The 24,886-nt window shown below is 64.1% G+C and carries 20 protein-coding genes, 3 tRNA genes and 1 pseudogene; 8 read left to right on the top strand and 16 right to left on the bottom strand.

The features are described 5' to 3' along the window. Positions 1–71: 71 nt before the first annotated feature. From FYJ28_RS11315 to ilvD, 7 genes are all read right to left on the bottom strand, one after another. Positions 72–1,433 carry an FtsX-like permease family protein gene (locus FYJ28_RS11315; protein WP_154579332.1) on the bottom strand — a complete coding sequence of 454 codons (1,362 nt, stop codon included), beginning with the start codon at positions 1,431–1,433 and terminating at the stop codon, positions 72–74. Next, positions 1,430–2,149 carry an ABC transporter ATP-binding protein gene (locus FYJ28_RS11310; RefSeq protein ID WP_154579331.1) on the bottom strand — a complete coding sequence of 240 codons (720 nt, stop codon included), beginning with the start codon at positions 2,147–2,149 and terminating at the stop codon, positions 1,430–1,432. Before FYJ28_RS11310 ends, FYJ28_RS11315 begins: the two co-directional genes overlap by 4 nt. 165 nt (positions 2,150–2,314) lie before the next feature. Continuing rightward, positions 2,315–3,910 (bottom strand): phosphoglycerate dehydrogenase, encoded by a 1,596-nt coding sequence (gene serA / locus FYJ28_RS11305; protein WP_055239690.1) that lies wholly within the window; start codon positions 3,908–3,910, stop codon positions 2,315–2,317. A 159-nt stretch (positions 3,911–4,069) separates the two neighbouring features. Continuing rightward, entirely contained in the window at positions 4,070–5,095 is a 1,026-nt protein-coding gene (gene ilvC / locus FYJ28_RS11300; protein ID WP_055239689.1) for a ketol-acid reductoisomerase, read from the bottom strand. Positions 5,096–5,139: 44 nt separating this feature from the next. Continuing rightward, positions 5,140–5,652: an acetolactate synthase small subunit gene (gene ilvN, locus FYJ28_RS11295; protein WP_055239688.1), complete on the bottom strand. Its 513-nt coding sequence runs from the start codon at positions 5,650–5,652 to the stop codon at positions 5,140–5,142. 5 nt (positions 5,653–5,657) lie between these two features. Further along, entirely contained in the window at positions 5,658–7,562 is a 1,905-nt protein-coding gene (locus FYJ28_RS11290) for an acetolactate synthase large subunit (RefSeq protein ID WP_154579330.1), read from the bottom strand. 485 nt (positions 7,563–8,047) lie between these two features. Beyond that, positions 8,048–9,751, bottom strand: coding sequence for a dihydroxy-acid dehydratase (ilvD, locus tag FYJ28_RS11285; protein WP_055239686.1), 1,704 nt, complete (start codon positions 9,749–9,751; stop codon positions 8,048–8,050). Positions 9,752–9,910: 159 nt separating this feature from the next. On the opposite strand from ilvD, the gene FYJ28_RS11280 reads away from it, so the two are divergent. Continuing rightward, a complete protein-coding gene (locus tag FYJ28_RS11280; RefSeq protein WP_154579329.1) occupies positions 9,911–10,357 on the top strand; it encodes a hypothetical protein in 447 nt (148 codons plus the stop codon). On the opposite strand, the gene FYJ28_RS11275 is transcribed toward FYJ28_RS11280, so the two are convergent. The 3 genes from FYJ28_RS11275 to bcp form a co-directional block, all read right to left on the bottom strand. Next, positions 10,354–11,328: a 2-hydroxyacid dehydrogenase gene (locus tag FYJ28_RS11275; protein WP_154579328.1), complete on the bottom strand. Its 975-nt coding sequence runs from the start codon at positions 11,326–11,328 to the stop codon at positions 10,354–10,356. The genes FYJ28_RS11280 and FYJ28_RS11275 overlap by 4 nt on opposite strands. 80 nt (positions 11,329–11,408) lie before the next feature. Then, positions 11,409–11,490 (bottom strand) — tRNA-Leu (locus tag FYJ28_RS11270). 53 nt (positions 11,491–11,543) lie between these two features. Continuing rightward, complete coding sequence (bcp, locus tag FYJ28_RS11265) at positions 11,544–12,011, bottom strand: thioredoxin-dependent thiol peroxidase (RefSeq protein WP_055239683.1); 468 nt, start codon at positions 12,009–12,011, stop codon at positions 11,544–11,546. Between the two features lie 147 nt (positions 12,012–12,158). On the opposite strand from bcp, the gene FYJ28_RS11260 reads away from it, so the two are divergent. Beyond that, a complete protein-coding gene (locus FYJ28_RS11260) occupies positions 12,159–12,665 on the top strand; it encodes a MarR family winged helix-turn-helix transcriptional regulator (RefSeq protein WP_055239682.1) in 507 nt (168 codons plus the stop codon). Between the two features lie 137 nt (positions 12,666–12,802). Beyond that, positions 12,803–13,642: a DUF1206 domain-containing protein gene (locus tag FYJ28_RS11255; RefSeq protein WP_229780412.1), complete on the top strand. Its 840-nt coding sequence runs from the start codon at positions 12,803–12,805 to the stop codon at positions 13,640–13,642. 24 nt (positions 13,643–13,666) lie between these two features. On the opposite strand, the gene FYJ28_RS11250 is transcribed toward FYJ28_RS11255, so the two are convergent. The 4 genes from FYJ28_RS11250 to FYJ28_RS11235 form a co-directional block, all read right to left on the bottom strand. Continuing rightward, positions 13,667–13,927 (bottom strand): hypothetical protein, encoded by a 261-nt coding sequence (locus tag FYJ28_RS11250; protein WP_055239680.1) that lies wholly within the window; start codon positions 13,925–13,927, stop codon positions 13,667–13,669. Positions 13,928–14,167: 240 nt separating this feature from the next. Beyond that, positions 14,168–14,240, bottom strand: a tRNA-Lys gene (locus FYJ28_RS11245). A gap of 162 nt (positions 14,241–14,402) precedes the next feature. Further along, a tRNA-Lys gene (locus tag FYJ28_RS11240) sits at positions 14,403–14,475 on the bottom strand. A gap of 116 nt (positions 14,476–14,591) precedes the next feature. Then, the gene (locus FYJ28_RS11235) at positions 14,592–14,990 is read right to left on the bottom strand and encodes a hypothetical protein (RefSeq protein WP_154579327.1); all 399 of its coding nucleotides are present in this window, start codon (positions 14,988–14,990) and stop codon (positions 14,592–14,594) included. A gap of 217 nt (positions 14,991–15,207) precedes the next feature. Between FYJ28_RS11235 and FYJ28_RS11230 the strand changes: the two genes are divergently transcribed. The 3 genes from FYJ28_RS11230 (at position 15,208) to FYJ28_RS11220 (ending at position 18,940) form a co-directional block, all read left to right on the top strand. After that, a complete protein-coding gene (locus tag FYJ28_RS11230; RefSeq protein ID WP_082413296.1) occupies positions 15,208–16,902 on the top strand; it encodes an ABC transporter substrate-binding protein in 1,695 nt (564 codons plus the stop codon). A gap of 95 nt (positions 16,903–16,997) precedes the next feature. Next, positions 16,998–18,002 (top strand): ABC transporter permease, encoded by a 1,005-nt coding sequence (locus tag FYJ28_RS11225; protein ID WP_055239678.1) that lies wholly within the window; start codon positions 16,998–17,000, stop codon positions 18,000–18,002. Next, on the top strand, positions 17,999–18,940 hold the full coding sequence (locus FYJ28_RS11220) for an ABC transporter permease (protein WP_055239677.1): 942 nt from the start codon (positions 17,999–18,001) through the stop codon (positions 18,938–18,940). The genes FYJ28_RS11225 and FYJ28_RS11220 overlap by 4 nt, the downstream gene beginning before the upstream one ends. A 105-nt stretch (positions 18,941–19,045) precedes the next feature. Here the strand turns inward: FYJ28_RS11220 and FYJ28_RS17700 are convergent. Together FYJ28_RS17700 and FYJ28_RS11210 are read right to left on the bottom strand one after the other, a co-directional pair. Continuing rightward, positions 19,046–19,514 (bottom strand): annotated as a pseudogene (locus FYJ28_RS17700) (DUF1349 domain-containing protein). Between the two features lie 52 nt (positions 19,515–19,566). Continuing rightward, positions 19,567–21,306, bottom strand: coding sequence for a dipeptide ABC transporter ATP-binding protein (locus FYJ28_RS11210; protein ID WP_154579326.1), 1,740 nt, complete (start codon positions 21,304–21,306; stop codon positions 19,567–19,569). 133 nt (positions 21,307–21,439) lie between these two features. Here FYJ28_RS11210 and FYJ28_RS11205 point away from each other — a divergent pair, with 133 nt between their 5' ends. After that, a complete protein-coding gene (locus tag FYJ28_RS11205; protein ID WP_326831670.1) occupies positions 21,440–23,110 on the top strand; it encodes an ABC transporter substrate-binding protein in 1,671 nt (556 codons plus the stop codon). A 106-nt stretch (positions 23,111–23,216) separates the two neighbouring features. Further along, entirely contained in the window at positions 23,217–24,713 is a 1,497-nt protein-coding gene (locus tag FYJ28_RS11200) for a malate:quinone oxidoreductase (RefSeq protein WP_055239674.1), read from the top strand. The last annotated feature ends 173 nt before the right edge of the window (positions 24,714–24,886 follow it).

The raw sequence follows: 24,886 nt of genomic DNA, 5'->3' as shown, positions 1-24,886 counted from the left end.
AGAAAATTACCCTGTTTCGGCTGGGCTTGTCGCTTCGGGCCGGGCACTGCCCCAACCCGAAGCAACGTGCGTCAGCCGGCGTCGCGCTCCAGCACCGAGGTGAGCACCGGCGAGGTGGCTGCAAGTCCGGCGCGCACCAGGAAAACGCCGGCTGCGACGGAGGCGGCCAGGAACGCCATGGCCACGGGGTTGAAGAGTATCGCCGCCCCGGTGACGGGGAACAGCAGAACGGCAGAGACGGCCGCAGAAGCGGCGCTGACCAGCACCACCGGCTGCATCACCGCACCGGTGCGCGCCGCGTCAATAACTTCCCGGGGCATCCCCATCCGGTGCATGCTGCGGTAGAGCTCAGCCCGGTCCAGGACCGTCGCCGCCTGGTTGATACCGGCCGAGCAGGCCACCATCAGGAATCCGGCGATGACGGTAATGAACACTCCTGTCATCACGTCCTGGAGCAGGAAGTCTTCCGGCCCTTCGGACTGCGCGGTCTGCAGCAGTGCAGCACCGGCACCGGCCACGACGGCGGTGAAACAGACCATGGAGAGTGCGCTGACCTGCCGCCAGGCGGCCTTCGGTGCATCCAGCACGATACGGGCTGCGAGCAGCGCCTGCGGGGTGGCTGCCCGCCGCAGGCGCCGCTTCGCCGAAACAGTTACCAGCCACGGCCCCACCAGGTTCAGTACAGCCAGGCCCCCCGCAAAGGCGCCGAACAGGACGGCCAGCGCAAGCGCCGCCGCGCCGACCGGCGTCAGCAGCGCCGCCACACAGAGCACCACGATGAGCACCGCAATGCCTGCGCGTGACCAGTGGACTTTCTGCGCATCGGCCCGGGTACGCACGCCCAGCGGGGAAATCACCACCCGGCGCAGGCTGATCACCGAACTGACCACCGCAAGGGCCACGACGGCGGCAACACCCACCACGGCGGCGGCCGGATGCAGCCAGTAGGCACTGCCAAGCGGAGCCCCGCGGAAATGGATCAGCTGCACGAAAGGGGCGAACACGACGTAACCCAGTACACCGGCCAGGGCACCGGCGAAGGCCTGGGCCGCCGCTTCCAGGACGGTCACCTGGCGGACTGTCCGGGCAGAGGCACCGAGCAGCCGGAGAGTCGAGAGGTGTTCATCGCGGCGGCGGGCTGACAGACGAGCAGCAGAACCGCCCAATGTCAGCAGCGGAAGAACCAGCAGGATGAGGGCAAAGGCTGCAAGCAGCAGGTACAGGTTTCCCTCGTCGTCTCCCCACTGGGTGAAGGACAGTGCGCCGGCAAGCACTGTCAGCAGCAAGGTGGTGACCACGGCGAAGGACGCTGCGGGCAGGATCGCGGCAGCAGACCCGGACGTGCCGGGCCGGTTCAGCAGCCACGTCAGCCGCAGGGGAACCGCCCACGGGGAAGAATCCACTGCGCGCGCCACAACGGCGGATGCACTCATCGGGCCACCCCGGCGGTATCGGCGACGATCTGCCCGTCGGCCAAAGTGACCACCCGGCTGCACCAGCGGGCAACCTCGGGATCATGGGTAACTACCACCAGTGCGCGTCCCGTTCCTGCGACGGACTGCAGCAGCAGTGCCATCACATCCGCCGAGGTACGCGAGTCCAGCGCCCCGGTCGGTTCGTCGGCGAACAGCACCCGGGCTCCGTTCACCTGGGCCCGGGCAATTGCCACCCGCTGCGCCTGCCCGCCGGACAGCTCCCCAATCCGGCGTCCTTCCATCCCGCCCAGTCCCAGCGCCGCAAGGGCCGCGGCCGCCTGCTGCTCGGCAACCTGGCGCGGTGTTCCGTTCAGCATGAGGGCCAGCGCCACGTTTTCTCCGGCCGTCAGTTCGGGAATCAGCAGGCCCTGCTGGAACACGAACCCAAATTCGGTGCGGCGCAGCGCTGACCGCGCGGCATCATCGAGCGAGGTGATCTCCGCGGGCACATCGGATGCAGTGCCCAAGAGCCGGACGGTTCCGGTGTCCGGCAGGATGATCCCGGCCAGGCAGTGCAGCAGGGTGGTCTTGCCGGAACCGGACGCGCCCATAACGGCGGTGGCTTCGCCGGGCCGCACCTGGAGGCTGACGCCGGCAAGTGCTGTCGAATTCCCGTAGGACTTGGTCAGGTTGGCGGCCGCAAGCAGGGGCGCGCCGGGCAGGGATGTACTCATGACACCCATCCTGTCCCGGAGCCAGCCTGCTGCACATCGCCTTCCGGCCTGAAACATGGGCCAGCGGCGTCGTACTGCGGGTGGAGGCCCGGGTGCTGCAAGTACCTCCCGGGATGCACGGGAGGCCGGCCCCAACCGGGACCGGCCTCCTGAACGCGGGGCGGATTAGTCCTGCAGGTCCACTTCGCGTGCCACGGTTGCGCCGATGGCTTCGCGGACGGTTTCGAGGACGTCCTGCGGCACGGAGGAATCCACCGTGAGCAGGGACAGGGCCTGGCCGCCCTCGGAGTTCCGGGCCACCTGCATTCCGGCGATGTTGATCTCCGCTTCGCCGAGGATGCGGCCCAGGGCGCCGATGACGCCGGGACGGTCCTGGTAGAGCAGTACCAGCAGGTGCTCGCTGATCGGGATTTCAAGGTCGTAGCCGTTGACGCCCACGAGCTTCTGGATCTGCTTCGGTCCGGTCAGCGTGCCGGCAACCTCCAGCTGGGTACCGTCGGAGAGGGCACCGCGGATGGTCAGCAGGTTCCGGTAGTCATCAACGTCGGGCGTGGTGATGAGGCGGACGGCGATGCCGCGCTGCTCTGCCAGCACCGGAGCGTTCACGTAGGAAACCTGCTCGGACACGATGTCCGTGAAGATGCCCTTCAGTGCTGCGAGTTCCAGTGCCTTGACGTCCAGGGACGCAATTTCGCCGGCCACCTCAATGTCGATGGCGGTCATCGAGTCGTGGGCCAGCGCGGTGAAGATGCGGCCCAGCTTCTCGATCAGCGGGATGCCCGGGCGGACATCCTCGGCGATGACGCCGCCGGCAACGTTAACGGCGTCGGGCACCAGTTCACCGGCCAGCGCCAGGCGCACGGACTTGGCCACCGAGATGCCGGCCTTTTCCTGTGCTTCGTCGGTCGAGGCACCGAGGTGCGGTGTGACGATGACGTTGTCCAGTGCCATGAACGGCAGGTCCGTGCTGGGTTCCTTGACGAACACGTCGACGCCGGCGCCGGCGATCTTGCCTTCGGTCAGGGCGGTGTACAGCGCGTCCTCATCCACGAGGCCGCCGCGGGCCACGTTCACCACGTACGCGGTGTCCTTCATCTTCTCGAACGCCTCAGCACCGAGCATGCCCAGGGTTTCCGGGGTCTTGGGCATGTGGATGGTGACGAAGTCCGACTGCTCCAGCAGCTCATCCAGGGTGACGAGCTTGACGTTCAGCTGGGCAGCGCGGGCGGAGGTGATGTACGGGTCGTACGCCAGGACCTCGGTGCCGAAGCCCTGCACGCGGGCTGCCACCAGGGCGCCGATGCGGCCAAGGCCGATGATGCCGACCTTCTTCTCGAAGAGCTCGGTACCGGTGTACTTGGAGCGCTTCCATTCCCCGCCCTTCAGGGCGTTCGATGCCTGCGGGATGTGCCGGGCCAGGGAGAGAATGTGGCCCACGGTCAGCTCGGCGGCGGAAATGATGTTCGACGTCGGTGCGTTGACCACCATCACGCCGGCCTGGGTGGCTGAACGGATGTCCACGTTGTCCAGGCCCACGCCGGCACGGGCGATGACCTTCAGGTTCTTGGCAGCCGCGATGGCTTCGGCATCCACCTGGGTGGCAGAGCGCACCAGGATCGCGTCGACATCCGCGATGGCGGAAAGCAGCTGGGAACGGTCCGCGCCGTCGGTCTGGCGGATCTCGAAATCGGGGCCGAGGGCCTCAACCGTGGCGGGCGAGAGTTCCTCCGCGAGGAGTACTACTGGTTTGGTGGCAGTCACCGATGACCTCTTTAGCTGTGTGTCGATGTGGTTTTGGGTATTTCACGCCGAAGGCCGGACCCCATGCAGGGCCCGGCCTCCTTACCGAAACGGCTTGCTTTTCAAGCGTAGCGCCGCGGTTACGGACACGGGCAATCCGTGTCTTTGTTACCGGCGGAATTAGCGCGCGACGGAACCTTCGGTGTAATCGTCGTCGGACTTGATCCAGGAGAAGAGCTTGCGCAGTTCACGGCCGGTCCCCTCGATCGAGTGGTCCTCGCCCTTCTGGCGCAGTTCCTTGAACTCCGGGGCTCCGGCGTCCTGGTCATCGATGAAGCGCTTGGCGAAGGCACCGTTCTGGATGTCGGCGAGGACAGCCTTCATGTTTTCCTTCACCTCGGGGGTGATAACGCGCGGACCGGAGACGTAGTCGCCGTACTCAGCAGTGTCGGAAACACTCCAGCGCTGCTTGGCAATGCCGCCTTCAACCATGAGGTCAACAATGAGCTTCAGCTCGTGCAGGACCTCGAAGTAGGCAACCTCCGGCTTGTAGCCGGCTTCGGTGAGGGTCTCGAAGCCGTACTGGATCAGCTGCGAAGCGCCGCCGCAGAGGACAGCCTGCTCGCCGAACAGGTCGGTTTCGGTCTCTTCGGTGAAGGTGGTCTCGATGACGCCTGCACGGGTTCCGCCGATGGCCTTGGCGTAGGAAAGTGCCAGGTCCTTGGCCTTGCCCGAAGCGTCCTGCTCGACGGCGATGAGGTCGGGGACACCGCGGCCGGCTTCGAATTCGCGGCGGACAATGTGGCCCGGGCCCTTCGGAGCAACCAGTGCGACGTCGACGTCGGCCGGCGGCTGGATGTAGCCGTAACGGATGTTGAAGCCGTGGCCGAAGAACAGCGCGTCGCCGGACTTCAGGTTCGGGGCAATATCCTCTGCGTAGACGAAGCGCTGGACCTGGTCCGGCGTGAGGACCATGATCAGGTCGGCCTCGGCAACGGCGTCGGCAACGTTGAGGACGCGCAGGCCCTCGGCTTCTGCCTTGGCGCGGGACTTGGAGCCTTCCTTCAGGCCAACGCGGACATCAACACCGGAATCGCGCAGGCTCAGGGCGTGTGCGTGGCCCTGGCTGCCGTAGCCGATGACGGCGACTTTGCGTCCCTGGATGATGGACAGGTCTGCGTCGTCGTCGTAATACATGTCAGTCACTTCAATATCTCCTGTTTGGTCTTGGATAAAGGTTTTGAGGGGAACTAGGCGCTGCGCAGCGCGCGGTCGGACATCGACTTCGCACCGCGGCCGACGGCCAGGGTTCCGGATTGAACTATTTCGCGGATGCCAAAGGGCTCCAGCACTGAGAGCAGTGCATTGAGCTTATCGGCGGTGCCAGTGGCTTCAACGATCAGGGAGTCTGTAGACACATCTACCACTGAAGCACGGAACAGCTCGGCCGCCTGGGTTACCTGCAGCCGGGTTGCGGCATCCGCGCGAACCTTGACCAAGATGTGGTCTCGTTGCACGGAAGACTCGGGAACAAGTTCGACAATCTTGATGACGTTGACGAGCTTGTTCAGTTGCTTGGTGACCTGCTCCAGCAGGTCACCTTCGGCTTCGACCACTACGGTGATGCGGGAAAGACCCGCAACCTCCGACGGGCCGACAGCCAAAGAATTGATGTTGAACGCCCGGCGGGCGAACAGGGACGCGACCCGGGTCAGGACACCGGGAACGTCTTCTACGAGCACTGAAAGGGTGTGGCGTGCCATGTTCCCTAGTCCTCCTCTTCCCAGGTGGGTGTCATGTTGCGGGCAATCTGGATGAGGTCATTGCTGACCCCGGACGGGACCATGGGCCAGACCATCGAGTCGCGGCTGACCACGAAGTCGATGACGACGGGACGGTCGTTGATGGACAGCGCCTTTTCGATGGTGGCGTCGATGTCCTCTTCGCGTTCGCAGCGCAGGCCCACGCAGCCGTAGGCATCGGCGAGCTTCACGAAGTCCGGAACACGCACGGTGTCATGGCCGGTGTTCAGGTCCGTGTTTGAATACCGGGACTCGTAGAACAGGGTCTGCCACTGCCGGACCATGCCCAGTGAGGAGTTGTTGATGATGGCAACCTTGATCGGGATGTTATTGATCAGGCAGGTGGCCAGTTCCTGGTTGGTCATCTGGAAGCAGCCGTCGCCGTCGATCGCCCAGACCACGCGGTCCGGGTTGCCGACCTTAGCGCCCATGGCTGCCGGAACGGAGTAGCCCATGGTGCCCAGGCCGCCGGAGTTCAGCCATGCCCTGGGACGCTCATAGTTGATGAACTGGGCAGACCACATCTGGTGCTGTCCCACGCCCGCCACGTAGACGCCTTCGGGACCGGTGAGTTCACCAATCCGCTTGATCACCTGCTGCGGGGCAACATGGCCGTCTTCGGGTTCGGTCCAGCCGGTGGGGTAGGTTTCCTTCAGCCGGTTGAGTACCGACCACCAGGCCCCGAGGTCCGGGGTACCGGTGGACTCGAACTGGCTGCGGACGGCTTCGGTGAGTTCAGGAATGATTTCCTTCACCGATCCGACGATCGGCACGTCCGCCGTGCGGTTCTTGGAGATCTCCGCCGGATCGATGTCCGCGTGGATGACCTTGGCGCCGGGGGCGAAGGAGGACAGCACGCCGGTGACGCGGTCATCGAAGCGTGCGCCCAGGGTGATCAGCAGGTCCGACTGCTGCAGTGCCGTGACCGCGGAAACGGAACCGTGCATGCCGGGCATGCCCATGTGCTGGGCGTGGGAGTCGGGGAACACACCGCGCGCCATCAGCGTGGTGACCACGGGGGCACCAACCGCCTCTGCCAGTTCCAGCAGTTCCGCGGAAGCGTCTGCCTTCAGCACACCGCCGCCGACGTAGAACACCGGGCGCTGCGAAGCTGAGATCAGCCGCGCAGCCTCGCGCACCTGTTTGGAGTGTCCGCGCACCACTGTGCGGTAGCCGGGGAGGTCGATCTTCGGCGGCCAGGAGAAAGTGGTCTTGCCCTGCTGTGCGTCCTTGGTGATATCCACCAGCACAGGACCGGGACGGCCGCTGGTGGCAATGTGGAACGCCTCGGCGAGGATCCTGGGGATCTCGTCGGCATTGGTCACGAGGAACGAGTGCTTGGTGATCGGCATGGTGATGCCGACGATGTCCGCTTCCTGGAACGCGTCGGAACCAATGACGGAGCTGTTGACCTGTCCGGTAATGGCAACCATGGGGACGGAGTCCATGTGGGCGTCGGCAATGGCGGTCACCAGGTTGGTGGCACCGGGGCCCGACGTCGCAATGCAGACGCCTGCACGGCCGGTAACCATCGCGTAGCCTTCGGCTGCGTGGCCGGCGCCCTGTTCGTGGCGGACCAGGATGTGCCGCAGCTTGGTGGAGTCCATCAGCGGGTCGTAGGTCGGCAGGATCGCGCCGCCGGGCAGACCGAAGACGTCTTCGACTCCAAGTTCTTCCAGCGCACGGACGATGGCCTGCGAACCGGTCATCTCAGTTGGCGGTACTACGTTGTTGGGGCCCTGGACGCGGGTGTCCATGGCTTCAGCCGGGTTGACAGAAAAAGCTGCATCTTTGCTCTTGGTCTGCACGGACCGTGCAGGGCCAGTCTTGTGTGCCATCAGCGACGGGCTGATTGGCGATCCCTTACTCATCGGAAACTTCCTTTGCGGATACATATCCATTTAGTTCTGATGCGGCGTACCGCCCGGAGGGTAAGCCCGGTGCGGTCTCTGTGCTTTCTGAAGCCAATAAAAAAACCCCTCGTGCCTGTTGGCTCCGTAGGGGTCCGCGCGTGACGTCTCTTTCAAGTCGGGCTGTTACGCCACGCGCTTGCTAAGGACGACGGTTACGATCTGCATAGAGATCAGTGTTCCCCTCCTCCGGTTACGGTGTCAACCAGAGGGTGATGCGTCTCATTATATGGACTTTCCAGTCCGCTGTGTGGACACCCAGATGTTGCGCTGCGTGCAGGGAGCATTAGCCCCTACCTTCCAGGGCAGACACCTCCAACTCGAAGACGCGGGTGCCGGAGGTGGTGTAAACCCTGACCACCCGAGGCGGCAGGGCTTAATAAGGTTGAAACCCTTTAGGGGCCCCAGCCGCAAGGCGCTCAGCGCCTTGCGGCTGGGGAAGGGTTTCAACCGCAGTAAGCGCCGGTGGAAGCCGAGTTGACCATCTTGGCGTACTTGGACAGGACGCCCTTGGTGAACTTGGCGGGCAGCGGCTCCCAGCCAACCTTGCGGGCTTCGAGCTCTTCGGGCTCCACCAGCAGGTCGAAGGTGCGGGCTGCGATGTCCACGCGGATCCGGTCGCCGTCGTTGACGAAGGCGATGGGGCCGCCGTCGACCGCTTCGGGTGCAACGTGGCCGATGCACAGGCCGGTGGTGCCGCCGGAGAACCGTCCGTCGGTCAGCAGGAGCACGTCCTTGCCCAGGCCTGCGCCCTTGATAGCACCGGTGATGGCGAGCATCTCGCGCATACCCGGGCCGCCCTTGGGGCCTTCGTAACGGATGACGACGACGTCGCCGGCGTGGATCTCTCCGGCGTCGAGTGCATCGAGTGCACCCTGCTCACGCTCGAAGACACGGGCAGTGCCCTCGAAGACATCGGCGTCGAACCCTGCGGACTTCACAACAGCACCTTCAGGAGCCATCGATCCCTTGAGGATGGTGATCCCGCCGGTCTTGTGGATCGGGTTGTCCAGTGCGCGGAGCACCTTGCCGTCAGGATCCGGGGGGTTGATCGCTTCGAGGTTTTCAGCGACGGTCTTGCCCGTGACGGTGAGGCAGTCGCCGTGCAGCAGCCCGGCATCCAGCAAGGCACGCATGATGACCGGGACGCCGCCGATCTTGTCGACGTCGAACATCACGTAGCGGCCGAACGGCTTCAGGTCGCCCAGGTGCGGGATCTTGTCGCCGATGCGGTTGAAGTCTTCCAGCGTGAGGTCGACTTCGGCTTCGCGTGCGATTGCCAGCAGGTGCAGGACGGCGTTGGTGGAGCCGCCGAAGGCCATGGTCACGGCGATGGCGTTCTCAAACGCCTTCTTGGTCATGATGTCGCGGGCAGTGATGCCCTTGCGCAGCAGGTTCACCACGGCTTCGCCGGACTTGCGGGCGAACTCGTCGCGGCGGCGGTCAGCCGAGGGCGGAGCCGCGGAACCCGGCAGGGACATACCGAGTGCCTCACCAATGCAGGCCATCGTGTTGGCGGTGTACATGCCGCCGCAGGCACCTTCACCCGGGCAGATGGCACGTTCGATGGTGTCCAGGTCCTTGAGGCTCATTTTCCCGGCAGCGCAGGCACCGACCGCTTCGAAGGCATCAATCAGGGTGACTTCGCGTTCGGTGCCGTCTTCCATCTTGGCGAAGCCGGGCATGATCGAACCGGCGTAGAGGAAAACGCTGGAGAGATCCAGGCGCGCCGCAGCCATGAGCATGCCGGGCAGCGACTTGTCGCAGCCGGCCAGCAGGACGGAGCCGTCAAGGCGCTCGGCCATCATGACGGTTTCCACCGAGTCGGCAATGACTTCGCGGGACACCAGGGAGAAGTGCATGCCTTCGTGGCCCATCGAAATACCGTCGGAAACGGAAATGGTGCCGAACTGCATCGGGAACCCTCCGCCGGCGTGGACGCCTTCCTTGGCGCCCTGGGCCAGACGGTTCAGGGAGAGGTTGCAGGGGGTAATTTCGTTCCAGGAACTGGCAATGCCGATCTGGGGCTTGGCGAAATCGTCATCGCCCATGCCGACCGCACGGAACATACCGCGCGCGGGCGCCGCATGGATCCCGTCGGTTACGACTCGGCTGCGGGGTTTGATGTCAGGGGTGCTCTCCGTGGTCATAGCAAAATCCTATTCCTTCTCCGCCCCGGCCCGGACATCCGGCTGCGGCGGCCGCGGCTTGTTACGCCCTGGTTACGAGGGCAGCACAGCTTGATGAACTTTCCCGCCGGGCCCGGGGCCCTTCCACGGATGGGGGTATCAGTCCATAGACTGGGGACCATGAGCACGGAAACCGGGCCGCCAGACGGCCAGTCCACGTCCAGTGACTCCCTCAAGTCTTCGCTTCGCCGGGTTTTCGATTCGCAGATCCCCAATTACGGCGACTACAACCTGGTCTGTGCCACACCGCTGGCCGACTCGGCCGGGTACTACGTGCTGGGCTACCGCTGGAGTCCGCCGGAACTCATATTCGCCCCCTTCGCCGCGGACTCAATGGAGAGCCTCGAGGCACCCACCGCGGTCAACACCACCAATTTGTCCCACACTGACGAGCTCTCCCCCGGAAGCTACGAGGTCGGTACCAGCACGGGCCGGATCTTCAGGTTCGGTGTTGAGCCCTCACCTGAACTGCCCCCGGTTTCCGGCGGCCAGCGCCGTGTGCTGGTCCAGCACGGAGACCGGGAGGACTTCCGGCTGTTCCTGGAGACTTTCCTGGAGCTGGCCTAGTCCGCGTCCCGGGACTGTTTCCACGGACCGGCCTGCACCAGGTTCACCGGTTCCCGGCCGTCCGCCAGCCGCTGCACCTGCCGGCGCAGGAAACCCTGGATCCGTGGAGTGAAGGCTCCTGAGTTGCCGCCGTTGTGCGGTGTGATGATGGCGTTCGTGCAGTTCCAGAGCGGATGATCCGCGGGAAGGGGTTCAGGGTCCACCACATCCAGGGCTGCCCGCAGCCGCCCGGAGGTGACCTCTTTGGTCAGCGCAGCGGTATCCACAACAGGTCCCCGGGCGACATTGACCACCAGCGCCCCGTCCGGCAGTGCCGCCAGCACCTTGGCATCAACGAGGTGCCTGGTCTTCTCGTTCAGCGGCGTGATGACCACCAGCACTTCAGCTTCCGCGGCAAGCACCGGGAGTTCGGCTACGCCGTGGACATGGCCTGCGTCGTCGTCACGTGCCGTGCTTCCCACCCTGGTGAGCTCCACCTCGAACGGCTCAAGGCGGGCCGCTATTTCCCGTCCGATCCCGCCCACGCCAACCAGCAGCACCCTGCGGTCAGCAAGGCCCGGATAACGCTGCGGATTCCAGTTGGCCCGCAGCTGGTCCCGCACCGCGGCATCGATGCCGCGCAGCGATGCCAGGATCAGGCCGAGTGCAAGTTCCGCTGTCGCGGCAGCGTGGACTCCGGCAGCACTGGCGACGGCGGTGGACTCCCCCACCAGCTCGGGAAGGCCGTCGTATCCCGTGGTCTGGGCCTGGAGCAGCTTGAGGTTCGGGACGCGGACAAGGCTCTCCTGCCAGGCCTTGCCTCCGGTATAGGGAGCTACCACCGCATCGATGTCCGCATACTCGATCCCGTCCGGATCGCCGTCGAAATCCCAGACCGCGGCGCTGATTCCGGCGGGAAGCGGCTGGAGCGCCTCGTAGAGTTCGGCGGTGGGCACGGTGATGGTGCGGATTTTCTGCGGCTCTGGTGACATGCCCAAAGCCTAGCGGTGCGGCCGGCGGCTCCGGCAAACGAAAACGCCCCGGTCCGGAAGACCAGGGCGTTTTACTTATGTGCGCGAGGAGGGACTTGAACCCACACGTCCGAAGACACTGGAACCTAAATCCAGCGCGTCTGCCAATTCCGCCACTCGCGCGCGGCCGGCAGGCCGGTTACCCGGCCAAAGCCAGCCTTTAGTGTACCTGACACTTAGTCGAGACCGAGATCACGCCGCAGTTTGGCAACATGTCCGGTCGCCTTGACGTTGTACTGCGCGAGGGAAACTTTGCCCTCGGGATCAACGACGATGGTGGAGCGAATGAGGCCTTCGTAGACCTTGCCGTAGTTCTTTTTCTCTCCCCAGGCACCGTATGCCTCAGCGACTGCGTGGTCCGGGTCGGAGAGAAGCGGGAAGTTCAGGGCCTCGTCCGCAGCGAACTTGGCGAGCTTCTCCACCTTGTCCGGCGAAACGCCAAGCACGGAGTAGCCGGAGGCGGCCAGCGAATTCAGGTTGTCACGGAAGTCGCAGGCTTCCTTAGTGCAGCCCGGAGTTGCTGCGGCCGGGTAAAAGTAAACAATTACACTGCGTCCGCGCAGGTCTGCGAGAGACACAACTGAGGAGTCCGAGGCGGTCAGGGTGAAATCAGGCGCCGGGTCACCGCTGGTGAGTTTCGACATAAAAGACGGGGCTCCTTAGGTATCGATTGAGCAAAGGCTGTGTCGCAGGACGACAGCAGGCTTGCGGTTGGTTATCCTAGACACTGGATTTGTAGGCTATCCGATCAGGCCGCGTGAATCCGCACTCGAAAGGAAGAGTTCAGTTTTATGCCGGATATGGAGCATTGGCCCACCGGTCGCCTCTTATCAACAGCCGCCCGTCTGGTTGAGCATGCCTGGAACGAGCGACTTGTCCGTATAGGAGTGACCCACGCGGGCGTTATCGCCCTGGGAGTCCTGGATTCCCAGGGTCCCATGACACAGGCGCATCTCGCGCAGCTGGTCCGCGTTCAAGCACAAACCATGGGTAAGACCCTGGCCAGGCTGGAAGCACACGGGCACGTTACCCGTGTACGGAATGACCTGGATAAGCGCAGCCACATGGTGTCCATTACTCCGGCGGGCATTGAAGCCCTGCATGAGGCCCAGGATATTGAGCGAACGCTGCTCGATGGCGGAGAGCTCCTTTCGGAGGACCTGCGCAGCCAGCTGCGCACCGTCATCAGGGAACTCGGCAATCCGCGCTGGCACATGGCGGTTGATGTTCCGGGTCTCCCGGTCCCGCTGGATGCACCTCTGGACATACCGGCTGACACCGCTTCCCAGACTGCCTAGCAGCGAAGCGGACGTTTAGTTTTCCCTTGAAGGGCGTACCTGCGGGTGCGCCCTTCAAGTGTTTAATACTGCCCCGCAGCACCCGCCGGCATTATGGTTGAGCCACGAACCGGATCGACGCTGCGGGAGGATCCACAATGACTGCGCAACCCGGCCGGGACACCTCCGGCAGCGAGGCCGCGGAGTCCCTGGAAGAGGCGGCGGACAATACCGGGCTGGATGTTATGGCCCGCACCGGTTTCGCGGTCATGGCACTGCTGCACATTCTCATCGGCGCCATCGCAGTCAGCGTGGCCTTCGGCGGATACGGCGAAGCCGAAACCAGCGGCGCGATCGGGCCGCTGGCACGGTCGGAACCGTTTGGTCCGGCACTGATGTGGGCTGGATGTGCCTTCTGCTCCTCGCTGGCACTGTGGCAGCTGGCTGAGGCGACTGTCCGTGCCCGGCACAAACCTGGAAAGGAGCGCCTGTCCAAGGGCATCTCTTCCGGTTCGCTCTTCTTCATCTACGGCAGCGTGGCGCTCACGTTTGCTGCCTTCGCCAGGGGCCGCGGGAAGGACTCCGGGGACCGCACTGCTGATTTCAGTGCCGCCGTACTGGACTCCCCCGCCGGCGCCCCGGCACTTGGATGCGTGGGTGCACTGGTAGTGGGCATTGGAGCGTACTTCGTTTTTAAAGGCTCAGCGCGGCGGTTTCGTCCCGAACTGAGGTACTTCGAGGACACCCGCCGAGGCCATTTGCTCAATGCACTGGGGGTAGCAGGCCATGTTGCCAAGGGAATCGCACTGGTACTGGTTGGATCGCTGTTCATCACTGCAGCCGTCAACCACCGGGCGGACGAGTCGACGGGACTGGACGGCAGCCTGCAGTCCCTGCTCCAGTACCCGCTGGGGGCACCGCTGATCCTGGCGATCGCCGTCGGGCTTATCTGCTACGGCATTTTCGCCCTGGCACGGGCCCGCTGGGGCAGGATGTAGCGCAGGGAAAGCCGGATGCCCACACTAGGCGACCGGCACTTCCACCCACTCCGGGCCGCCGTCCCACCGGACGTGCATGCTGGCCGGCGGGGAGTAACCGCCGTGGTGGTGCAGGTGGAACTCGACGCCTTCCTCCGGAACCAGGGTCATACCCGCCGGAAGATCCTGGGAAGTAGCGCCGGTCCGGGCCAGGTCCACCATGACGTGCTGAAGTTCCCTGCCGCTGGTGTTGCGGAGTACGTAGGTGTCTTTGGCCGGGCTTTCAATGCGGACTTCACTGCTCATGAGTGCGCTCCCATAGTCGCCGGAACCCTCAGCGCCGCACCGTGGATGTGCTGTTCAAACCCGGGTATGCCGGCACTGGAAGGCTTACCGCGGAAGTCTACGCGGGGTCTCCGGGGCGGCGATAGACCGCTTTGGGCTGCATGCGGCAGCGGCGGGACTGTGCAGGCCGTGCAGAGGCAATGAAAAAGCCCCGTCCCGGTCTGGCCGCAGCCTCCCCGGAACGGGGCTCCCTCGTATCTGTGCACCCCCCGGGACTTGAACCCGGAACCCATTGATTAAGAGTCAATTGCTCTGCCAATTGAGCTAGAGGTGCTGGCAGTCTGTGCAGTTTTCCCGCCGTTTTTCTCCGGCTTTTCGATCTGCAACGACAAGTTACTCTACCAGCTTTTTCGCGTGCACACGAACCGCTCGCACTGCCCCGGTGCGCAGCAAAAAGCCCGCTGCACCAGAATCCTGGTACAGCGGGCTTTGACTGTGCACCCCCCGGGACTTGAACCCGGAACCCATTGATTAAGAGTCAATTGCTCTGCCAATTGAGCTAGAGGTGCTGGCAGCTGCTGTGCTCACCGTGCTGGAAAACCAGCACTTTGCGCTCGGCAACGACATGAAACTCTACCAGCACTTTTCCGCCGGGAGAAATCGAACCGGCATTTTGAGAGCTGATTCACATCGAAGGACGTCCGGGCCCGCGTCCTCTCTCCCATGGCAGCACTACCCGCTCACCGGGAAGTCCCTGCCATTCGGGTCCGTTATGGACAATCCAGGTGCGGCCCGGAGTACCTGTCGCGGCGTCCAGGGAGCTGATTTCCAGGGTTCCCGCATCAAAACTCCCCGGCATTCCCTGCTTCCAGCCGGGCATGTCCGCTTCCTTGCGTGCGGTCACGGCCTCAGGGTCCGGCCCGGACCCGTGATCCGGGCGAAAGCGGCCGGCGCGGACCAGCACGGGGTTCCTGCGCAGTCTTTGCACCACCGCACCGGCTGCCGCTGCGATGAGCCCAAGGGCGGCCCCCGCTGCCAGTGCAGTAAGCGCCGGGCGTCCGTTATCTGCCGAAGAAGTACCCACCATTCGACGCTAAGGCCGGCCCCGGGGCCTGTCCACGGGATGCGGCAAAAGACTGCGCCGGTGTGTAACCGAATTGTGACCGCGCCGCACATGCTTAGCGTCCCAAAGCACTCCGTCTCTGCGGTTAGGCTCTGGGATTACATATGTGTGTTCCACAGCACATCCCGCTCTGGCCGACCGGCAGGAGCGGACCTCACCGCCCAGAGGAGATAGAACAATGACCCTTGCTGGCAGATTCACTCTCAGCCGGCAGACCCGGCGACGGGCTGCCGCCCTAACCGCCGGGCTGGCCATGAGCGCCCTGGTGCTCTCCGGCTGCGCCGAAAGCAACCGGGATGCCGCAGACGACGGCGCCACCGCCTCCGAGGTTGACGGCACGTTCGTCTTTGCAGCCTCCTCGGATCCCAAGACCCTGGACCCGGCATTCGCCTCCGACGGCGAATCCTTCCGCGTCAGCCGACAGATCTTCGAAGGCCTTGTGGGCGTGGAACCGGGCACCGCCGATCCTGCCCCTCTTCTGGCCAAGTCCTGGGAAACGTCCGAGGACGCCCTGACCTACACCTTCGATCTCGAAGAAGGGGTCACCTTCCACGACGGGACCCCGTTCAACGCCGAAGCGGTCTGCGCGAACTTCGACCGGTGGTACAACTTCACCGGCATCCAGCAGGCCGAAAGCCTGGCCTACTACTACAGCAAGCTGTTCAAGGGCTTCGCTGACAGCCCCGAGACCGCCACCTACGAGTCGTGTGAGGCGCCGGCCGAGAACCAGGCCGTCATCACCCTGGCCAAGCCTTTCGCAGGGTTCATTGCAGCTCTCTCGCTCCCCGCCTTCTCCATGCAGAGCCCGACGGCGATGGAAGAGTACGCAGCCGATGAAGCCTCCGGCACTGCGGAAGCCCCCACGCTGACGACCTACGCCAAGGAACACCCCACCGGCACCGGTCCCTTCAAGTTCGAAGGCTGGGAAGTCGGCAACCAGATCACCCTGTCCGCCTACGAGGATTACTGGGGCGACCAGGGACAGGTCACGGACATCATCTTCCGCGTGATCGACGATCCCAACTCCCGCCGCCAGTCCCTGCAGTCCGGTGACATTGACGGTTACGACCTGGTGGCTCCGGCCGATACCCAGGCGCTGGCAGACGCCGGATTCAAGGTCATTCCGCGTGACCCCTTCACCATCCTTTACCTGGGCATGAACCAGAAGGTCGAGCAGCTCGCCGATCCGCTGGTCCGCCAGGCAATCGCACACGCGATCGACAAGGAAGCACTGGTCAACCAGACCCTTCCCGAAGGCACCAAGGTTGCAACGCAGTTCATTCCCGACGTCGTCAACGGCTACAACGAAGACGTCACCACGTACGAGTACGACCCGGAGAAGGCAAAGGAAATGCTGGCCGAGGCCGGCTACCCGGACGGCTTTACCGTGGACTTCAACTACCCCACGGGTGTTTCCCGCCCGTACATGCCGACCCCTGAGCAGGTCTTCTCCAACATCTCCGCACAGCTGGAGGAAGTGGGCATCAAGGTCAACCCGCAGCCGAGCAAGTGGTCCCCGGACTACCTTGACCGCGTGCAGGCCACCGAAGACCACGGCATCCACCTGCTGGGCTGGACCGGTGACTACAACGACACGGACAACTTCGTAGGCGTGTTCTTCGGCCAGGAGAAGCCCGAGTTCGGCTTCACCAACGCGGAGATCTTCGACCAGCTCGAGGCAGCCCGCCAGGTGAGCAGCCTGGAAGAGCAGACTCCGATGTACGAGAAGATCAACGACGACATCGCCAAGTTCGTCCCGGCCGTGCCGCTGGCGCACCCGGCGCCGTCGCTCGCATTCTCGGAGCGGGTGGATTCCTACCCGGCCTCCCCCGTGAACGACGAAGTGTTCAACCAGATCAAGCTCAACAAGTAGCGGCGAAACGGACCGGGATCCAGCTTGCGCTGGGTCCCGGTCCGTTCTGTCCTTACCTTTTCAGCAGCCGCACAACCGGCTGAGAAAGGACACTCGTGCTGCGAGTTATAGGCAAGCGCCTGTTAATGCTGATCCCGACCCTGATCGGCTTGTCCATCCTTCTTTTCATTTGGGTCCGCAGCCTTCCCGGCGGCCCAGCAACCGCCCTCCTGGGAGACAAGGCCACGCCTGAGGCCATCGCCCGGATCAATGAGGCCTACGGCTTCGACCGGCCGCTCATCGAGCAGTACTTCACCTACGTCGGCAAGCTCCTCCAGGGCGACTTCGGTACGTCCACAGTGACCGGCCGGCCCGTCCTCGAAGAGTTCGCCACCCGTTTCCCGGCCACCCTGGAACTCGCCGCCGTCGCGCTCATCTTCGCGATCGGCATCGGCATCCCCCTGGGCTACCTGGCAGCCAGGCACTACGGCCGTTTCTGGGACCACTCTTCCGTAGTGCTCTCGCTGATTGGCATCACCGTGCCGGTCTTCTTCCTGGCCTTCATCCTCAAATGGCTCCTGGCCATCCAGATTCCCCTCTTCCCCACGGACGGCCGGCAGGATCCGAGGATCAACGCCACGCACGTGACGGACTTCTACGTCCTGGACGGGTTGTTAACCCGGGAATGGGACGCGTCCTGGGACGCCCTGATGCACCTGATACTGCCCGGCATCGCGCTGGGCACCATTCCGCTGGCCATTATCGTGCGCATTACGCGTGCCTCGGTCCTTGAAGTCCAGGGTGCAGACTACGTCCGCACTGCCCGGGCCAAAGGCCTGATGGAACGGACCATCCGCAACCGGTTCGTGCTGCGCAACGCCATGCTTCCCGTGACGACGACGATCGGCCTGCAGACCGGGCTGCTCATCTCCGGAGCGGTGCTGACGGAAACAGTCTTCGCATTCAGCGGGGTTGGCAGATTCCTGCGGGATGCCATCTTCAACCTCGACTACCCCGTGCTGCAGGGCTTCATCATTTTCATCGCCGTAGCGTATTCACTGATCAACCTGCTGGTTGACGTGTCCTACGGCTTCATCGACCCGAGGGTGAGGGTGCAATGAGTACAGTTCTTCCCCCTCCTTCCGGCGGGGCAGTCCGCCCGGACGAGCCTTCAGCGCCGGACACACGCGGGAGCGGAATGTGGCAGGACGCCTTCCGGCGGCTGCGCCGCAACCCCGCCGCAATCGCGGGCGCAGTCATCGTGGGCCTGTTCATCCTGGTCGCTGTCTTCGCGCCGATCCTTGCTCCCTACGGCGGTGAGGAACTGCCCGGGCGTACCCAAATCACGCCGACGTCGATTCCCGGTCCGGGCGAGGTTGAGGGTTTCCCTCTGGGCCTCGACCGGTTCGGCGGAGACGTCCTCTCCAAGCTCATCTGGGGAGCACGCGCGTCCCTCCTGATCGGTGTCATCTCCACGGCGCTCGGCCTGCTGGGCGGCATGCTGCTCGGTGTGATCGCCGGCGGGTTCGGCGGCTGGGTGGACAACGTCATTATGCGTTTCGTGGACATCCTGCTTTCGGTGCCCAACCTGCTGCTGGCCGTGAGCATCGCTGCAGTACTGGGACAGACACCCTCCGCGGTCATGATTGCCATCGGTGTATCGCAGGTGCCGATCTTCGCCCGGCTGCTGCGTTCCTCCATGATCAGCCAGCGCGGAGCAGACTACGTCCTGTCCGCGCAGGCACTGGGGCTGAGCACCCGGACCATCACCATGAGCCATCTGCTGCCCAACAGCGTTGGCCCCGTGATTGTCCAGGCCACCCTCACCCTGGCTACGGCAGTGATCGACGCCGCGGCCCTGTCCTTCCTGGGGCTCGGCGGCGGACGTCCGGAGAGCGCCGAATGGGGCCGGATGCTGACTTACGCGCAGAACGAACTGGCGGTGGCCCCGCAGCTGGCGTTCCTGCCGGGCATCTGCATTGCCATCACGGCTCTTGGATTCACCCTGCTGGGCGAGTCCCTGCGTGAGGCCCTGGATCCCAAGACCAGGCGCAAGTAGCCGGCGGTTTCGCGAAAAAGGGTCCGCTTTCCCTTCCGGGAAAGCGGACCCTTTGCCGTTCCCGCCGGGATCCGGGAGCACGGCTCCCCTGCCGAGCACGCGACTCTAGCCGGGCTCAGGGTGAAGCGACCGATCCGCTTCGGTTTCGACCCATCGGGTGAAGGTGACAGTGAGCCCATCCCGCGTGGGCGAAGCGCAAAACGGACCGGCCTGGGCGCGGGCGGTCTTACTCAGGGGTGCGACGCGGATGAGGCGAAAAGGTTCATCGCCGGCGCGGGCTCTGATCGTGACAGCGCCACCGGCCCGGCTCCGAGACGTGAAGGAAGATTCCCGCCTGGTCGAACTGCTCCGAGTAGTCCAGGAGAAACGAGACTTCCACTGCACCCTCAGCGCCGAGCGGGGCAAGGAGGGCATGTGCACTGTCATGGACAAACCCATAAGAGGTGTGCCTCCACGCATCACTTTGCCCGGCCGCGGTCACCTGCAGACAGTTCCCGTCATCCACGACCCGGACCGGCGGGTTACGCCATGTCCCCCGGTCCCAGGCAATCCGGCCTTCTTCGATCTTTGTCATCACGCTCAATCTCCCGTGCGGCTACCGGCCACAGCCCTCCTGGTGTTCAGGTCTAGGACGCCAGTTCGCCTTCAATATTCAGTTCGTTGCCGGGGATCGAAGCCAGCAGCTTGCGGGTGTAGGGATGGCGCGGGTTCTGGAACACTTCCTCCGAGGTTGCTGCCTCCACCAGTTCCCCGTCCTTCATCACGCACACGTAGTCCGAGATCAGCCGGACGACGGCGAGGTCGTGGCTGATAAAGAGGTAGCTCAGGCCGAGATCGCGCTGAAGGTCACCGAGGAGCTTCAGGATCTGTGCCTGGACCAGCACATCGAGAGCGGACACGGGTTCGTCACAGACAATGAGCTCCGGATTCAGCGCCAGCGCACGCGCAATCGCTACGCGCTGCCGCTGCCCGCCGGATAGCTCTGCCGGATACCGGCGCAGCATGGAGGCCGGCAGGGCAACCTGTTCCATAAGCTCGCGGACGCGGGCCGCCCGTTCCCGGCGGTCACCGCGTTTGTAGGTCTTCAGCGGCTCGTCGAGGATCCGTTCGATGGTGAACATCGGATCCAGCGATGAATACGGGTCCTGGAAAATCGGCTGGACCCGCTGGCGGAAGTCGGTCAGCTGGCCCTTTGCCAGCGAGGCAATGTCCACGCCGTCGAAGGTCATGGAACCACTGGTCGGTTCGATGAGCTTGAGCAGCATTCGGGCGGTAGTGGTCTTGCCTGACCCGGACTCCCCCACGATTGCCACGGTCCGGCCGCGGGGAATCTCCAGGCTAACGTTCCGTACAGCGTGGAAGTCTCCCGATTTGCCGCGGATCTTGAACACCTTATTAAGGTCACGGATCTCAACGATGTTGTCCGGCGCAGCGCTCTCTCCGGCATCGGGACCGCTGGCCGGTTCAGCGGCCGGGGCAGCAGGCTCCGTGGCGTTGCCGTCCACGAGGGTCAGGCGCTCGGCAGCGGGAGCCGCGAAAGCCCCCGGGCTGAGCCGGACAGCAGCGACGCTGGGTGCGGCGCTGACAAGGGACTTTGTGTAGGGGTGCTGGGGATCTTCGAGCAGCTGGCGGGCCGGACCGGTCTCAACCACTTCGCCGCGGTGCATCACCACCAGGTCGGATGCACGCTCAGCGGCAAGCCCAAGGTCGTGGGTGATCAGCAGCACGGACGTTCCCAGTTCCTCCGTCATCCGGCCGATCTGGTCCAGGATGGTGCGCTGCACCGTGACGTCCAGTGCGCTGGTGGGCTCATCCGCGATCAGCAGACGGGGCCGGCAGGCCAGGCCAATGGCAATCAGTGCACGCTGGCGCATACCGCCGGAGAACTCATGCGGATACTGCTTGGCGCGCTCAGCGGCGTCGGGAAGTCCGGCGGCGGTAAGCACCTCCACCACTTTCCGGTCAACGTCCTTGGATGTGGCCATGCCGTGCACCAGCAGGGTTTCGGCAACCTGGGTGCCGATCTTTGTCACCGGATTCAGGTTGGACATCGGGTCCTGCGGCACCAGCCCGATCGAACGGCCCCGGATAGCCCGCATCTTGGATTCGGGCAGCCCCACCAGTTCCTGGCCGTCGAAGCGGATGCTTCCCGCCGAGACCTTTCCATTGCCGGGCAGCAGCCCGATCACCGCCATTGCGGTGGTGGACTTACCGGAACCGGATTCGCCAACGATCGCCAGGGTTTTCCCGGCACCGAGGCTGAATCCGGCCTTGCGCACGGCCTGCACGGGGCCTTCCATGGTCTGGAAGCCGACGGCGAGATCGGTCACTTCGAGCAGCGGAGATTCAGGGCTGGTTTCAGTCATTTCCATATCCTGCCTTACCAAAGCCCTGTTGTGAGGCAACTCTCACCCGCCTTTACCGCTTTTTAATCATTTAGACTAAGAAATCCACCGCCCAGGCCGGGACGGTGCGTGTCTCAAGGAGAACCCAGCAGCTGTGACCAAATCCGCCACGCGGCGCTCCGTGATCAAAGCTTCCGCCATCGCCGCCGCGCTCGCCCTGACCGGGTGCACCGCTGCGCGGCCGGAAGAAGAGTCCCCCAGCGTTTCACCGTCACCCGCCGAAACCGGCGGCCCTTCTGCAGCATTCACCTTCGCCACCGCCGCGCGGCCCTCCGGCCTGGATCCGTTCCTGGCCGTCGACACCGAATCCCACCGTGTGACGAGACAGGTGCTGGAAACCCTGGTCGGCGTCGATCCCCTGACATCCGCCCCCGTGCCTGCACTGGCCGAGGAATGGTCGGAATCTGAGGACGGCCGGACCTACGAGTTCGTCCTGCGCCGCGGCGTCACCTTCCATGACGGGGAACCCTTCAACGCCGAAGCGGTCTGCGCCAACTTTGACCGCTGGTACAACCTGCCCGAATCAGCACGCGGACATGAAGTCCTGATGTTCGGTTCAGTGTTCAGGGGATTCGCTGACACGCCGGATCTCTCAGCGTTCAAGTCCTGCTCCCCCGCCGGGGAGTACACGGTGAAACTGGAACTCAACACCCGCCTTCCCGGACTGGTTCCGGCCCTGGCATCACCCGAATTCGCGATTTCCTCGCCCCGTGCCCTGTCAGAGGGCCGCGGCGACGAACTGGACCAGGAACTAAACGGCACACGGCTCTCCGCCTATGCCCGGCACCCCGTCGGAACCGGACCGTTTATGTTCTCGAGCTGGGTTGAGGACGAACTGGCACTGGTTTCCTACCCCGGGTACTGGGGCGACCGCGGCCAGATCCAGGACCTGGTCTTCCGGACCATCACCAGCCCGGAGTCCAGGCTGCGGGCACTGAAGAACGGCGACGTCGACGGCTACGACCTGGTGACGGTCTCCGACGTGGGTGAGCTCGCGCGGGCAGGAATGCAGATCCTGCAGCGGGATCCCTACTCGATCCTGTATCTGGGCATCAACCAGAACTTCCCCGGCATGGACGAGCCCAAGATGCGCCAGGCCATTGCCCACGCGATCGACAAGCCTGCCCTGCTTGAAGGCATTTTCCTGAACGGATCCAAGTCAGCGAACCAGTTCCTTCCGGAGAAGCTCGGCCTGCGGTCCGACAACGTCACGAACTACGGCCACAATCCTGAGCGTGCGCAGGAACTGCTCAAGGAAGCAGGCTACGCCGGGGAAGAACTGCCGTTCTACTATCCCCGCCGGGTTACCCGTGCCTACCTGCCGAATCCGGAAAAGGTATATGCCGAGCTGAGCAGGCAGCTCACCGCCGCCGGGTTCAACATCCGTCCCGTACCCATGGAGTGGTCCGAGGGCTACATTGAAGCGGTTTCCAAGAACGGGGACCGTGCACTGCACCTTTCCGGGCTGTCCGGAAGCTATATGGACGCGGACAACTTTGTGGGCAGCCTGTTCGGGTCCTATATCGAGGAATTCGGGTACGACGACGCGCAGCTCTTCACGAAGGTCGACCGCGCCAGGACCCTGGCCGACTCCGAGGAAAGGGCGGAGGCATACCGTTCGATATCGGACCGGATCTCCACCCGCGTTCCGGCCGTCCCCCTGGCGTTCCCCATCTCAACCCTGACTGTCTCGCCCCGCGTAGCGCAGTACCCCACCTCGCCTCTCTTGAACGAGGTCTTCAACAACATCCGTCTTGCGGACTAGCGTGTAGTTGTCTGCCTCGCCGGTCCCGCAAAACGGACCCGGGAATTTTAGTAAGCACCACTGTGAGAGATAGGCTTCTAAGGCTAGCGTCCACGCGACTGGAGATATGAAGTTGACTGCTGATAGCCCGGCGGAGAAGTCCGCAAACAGAACTGATGTACTGCTGATCGGCGGCGGCATCATGAGCGCAACCCTTGGTGCGTTCCTGAAGCAGCTGGCTCCGGACTGGGACATTTCCCTTTTCGAGCGGATGGACCGGGCAGGAACCGAAAGTTCCGATCCGTGGAACAACGCGGGCACCGGCCACGCCGCCCTGTGCGAACTGAACTACAGCCCGGCAGGACCTGACGGAACCGTTGATCCCGCCAAGGCCATTGGCATCAACGAGCAGTTCCAGGTTTCCCGGCAGTTCTGGGCCCACATGGTGGGTCAGGGCGATATCTCCGGAAACTTCATCAACCCCCTCCCCCACATGAGCTTCGTCTGGGGCGACGCGCATTCGGAGTACCTGCGCAAGCGCTGGGAGTCACTGAGCGCCCAGCCGCTGTTCAAGTCCATGGAGTTCTCCGAGGACCACAGCAAGATCGCAGAGTGGGCCCCGCTGCTGATGCAGGGCCGCGACTCAGGCCAGCGTGTGGCTGCATCCCGTGTTGCCGGCGGCACGGACGTCGACTTCGGTGCCCTCACCCGGGAACTGGTCAACTACCTTGGGGCCAACGGCGCGGACCTCAACTTCGGCCACGAAGTCACCAACCTCACCCGGAATTCAAACGGTGGATGGGACGTCACCGTCCGCAACCGTGCCACCAAGACCACGCGCACCGTCTCGGCCCGCTTCGTCTTCATCGGCGGCGGCGGCGGCGCACTGCACCTGCTGCAGCGCTCCGGCATCCCCGAGGGCAAGGGCTTCGGCGGCTTCCCGGTCTCCGGGCAGTTCCTGCGCTCCACCGACGAGTCGATCATTTCCGCCCACAATGCGAAGGTCTACGGGCAGGCTTCGGTCGGCGCACCGCCCATGTCCGTTCCCCACCTGGACACCCGTTTTGTGGACGGCAAGAAGTCCCTGCTGTTCGGACCGTACGGCGGTTTCTCTCCCAAGTTCCTCAAGAACGGTTCCTTCACGGACCTCCCGTTCTCGGTGCGCCCGCACAACCTCCTTCCCATGCTGGCCGTGGCCAAGGACAACATGTCCCTGGTGAAGTACCTGGTCACCGAGGTCCTGAAGTCCCGCGAGGGCAAGACCAAGGCCCTGCGCGAGTTCTACCCCGAAGCCATCACTGAGGGCTGGGACCTGATCACTGCGGGCCAGCGCGTCCAGGTCATCAAGAAGGACCCGAAGAGCGGCGGCGTGCTGCAGTTCGGCACCGAGCTGATCACTTCTGCCGACGGCACCGTGGGAGCCCTGCTGGGCGCTTCCCCCGGAGCTTCAACCGCTCCTCCCATCATGATCAACCTGATGAAGCGCTGCTTCCCGGCCGAGTTCCCGGCCTGGGAAGCCAAGATCAAGGAAATGATCCCGGGCTACGGCGTCAAGCTTAACGAAAACGAGTCCCTGGCCGATGAGATCCTGGCCGAGACGAACCGCGTACTGAAACTGGGCTAAACCGCCCGCGCATGCAGGAGTGCCCCGGACCGCATAAGCGGACCGGGGCACTCCTGCGTTAAAGCCAAAGTTAGAGCCAAAGCAGGCACCCTGCCATCGGCCGGCCGGGGCACCGCACACCGTCAGGGAGAGTACTGCGCGCACGTATGATGAATCAGTCTACGAATAAAGGC

Origin of the sequence: Arthrobacter sp. BL-252-APC-1A (assembly GCF_009696625.1) — a bacterium.
In the GTDB taxonomy this organism is placed as follows: domain Bacteria; phylum Actinomycetota; class Actinomycetes; order Actinomycetales; family Micrococcaceae; genus Arthrobacter_B.
The sequence above is the reverse complement of the archived record's forward strand: the minus strand, read 5'-3'. Positions and strand labels throughout refer to the sequence as shown.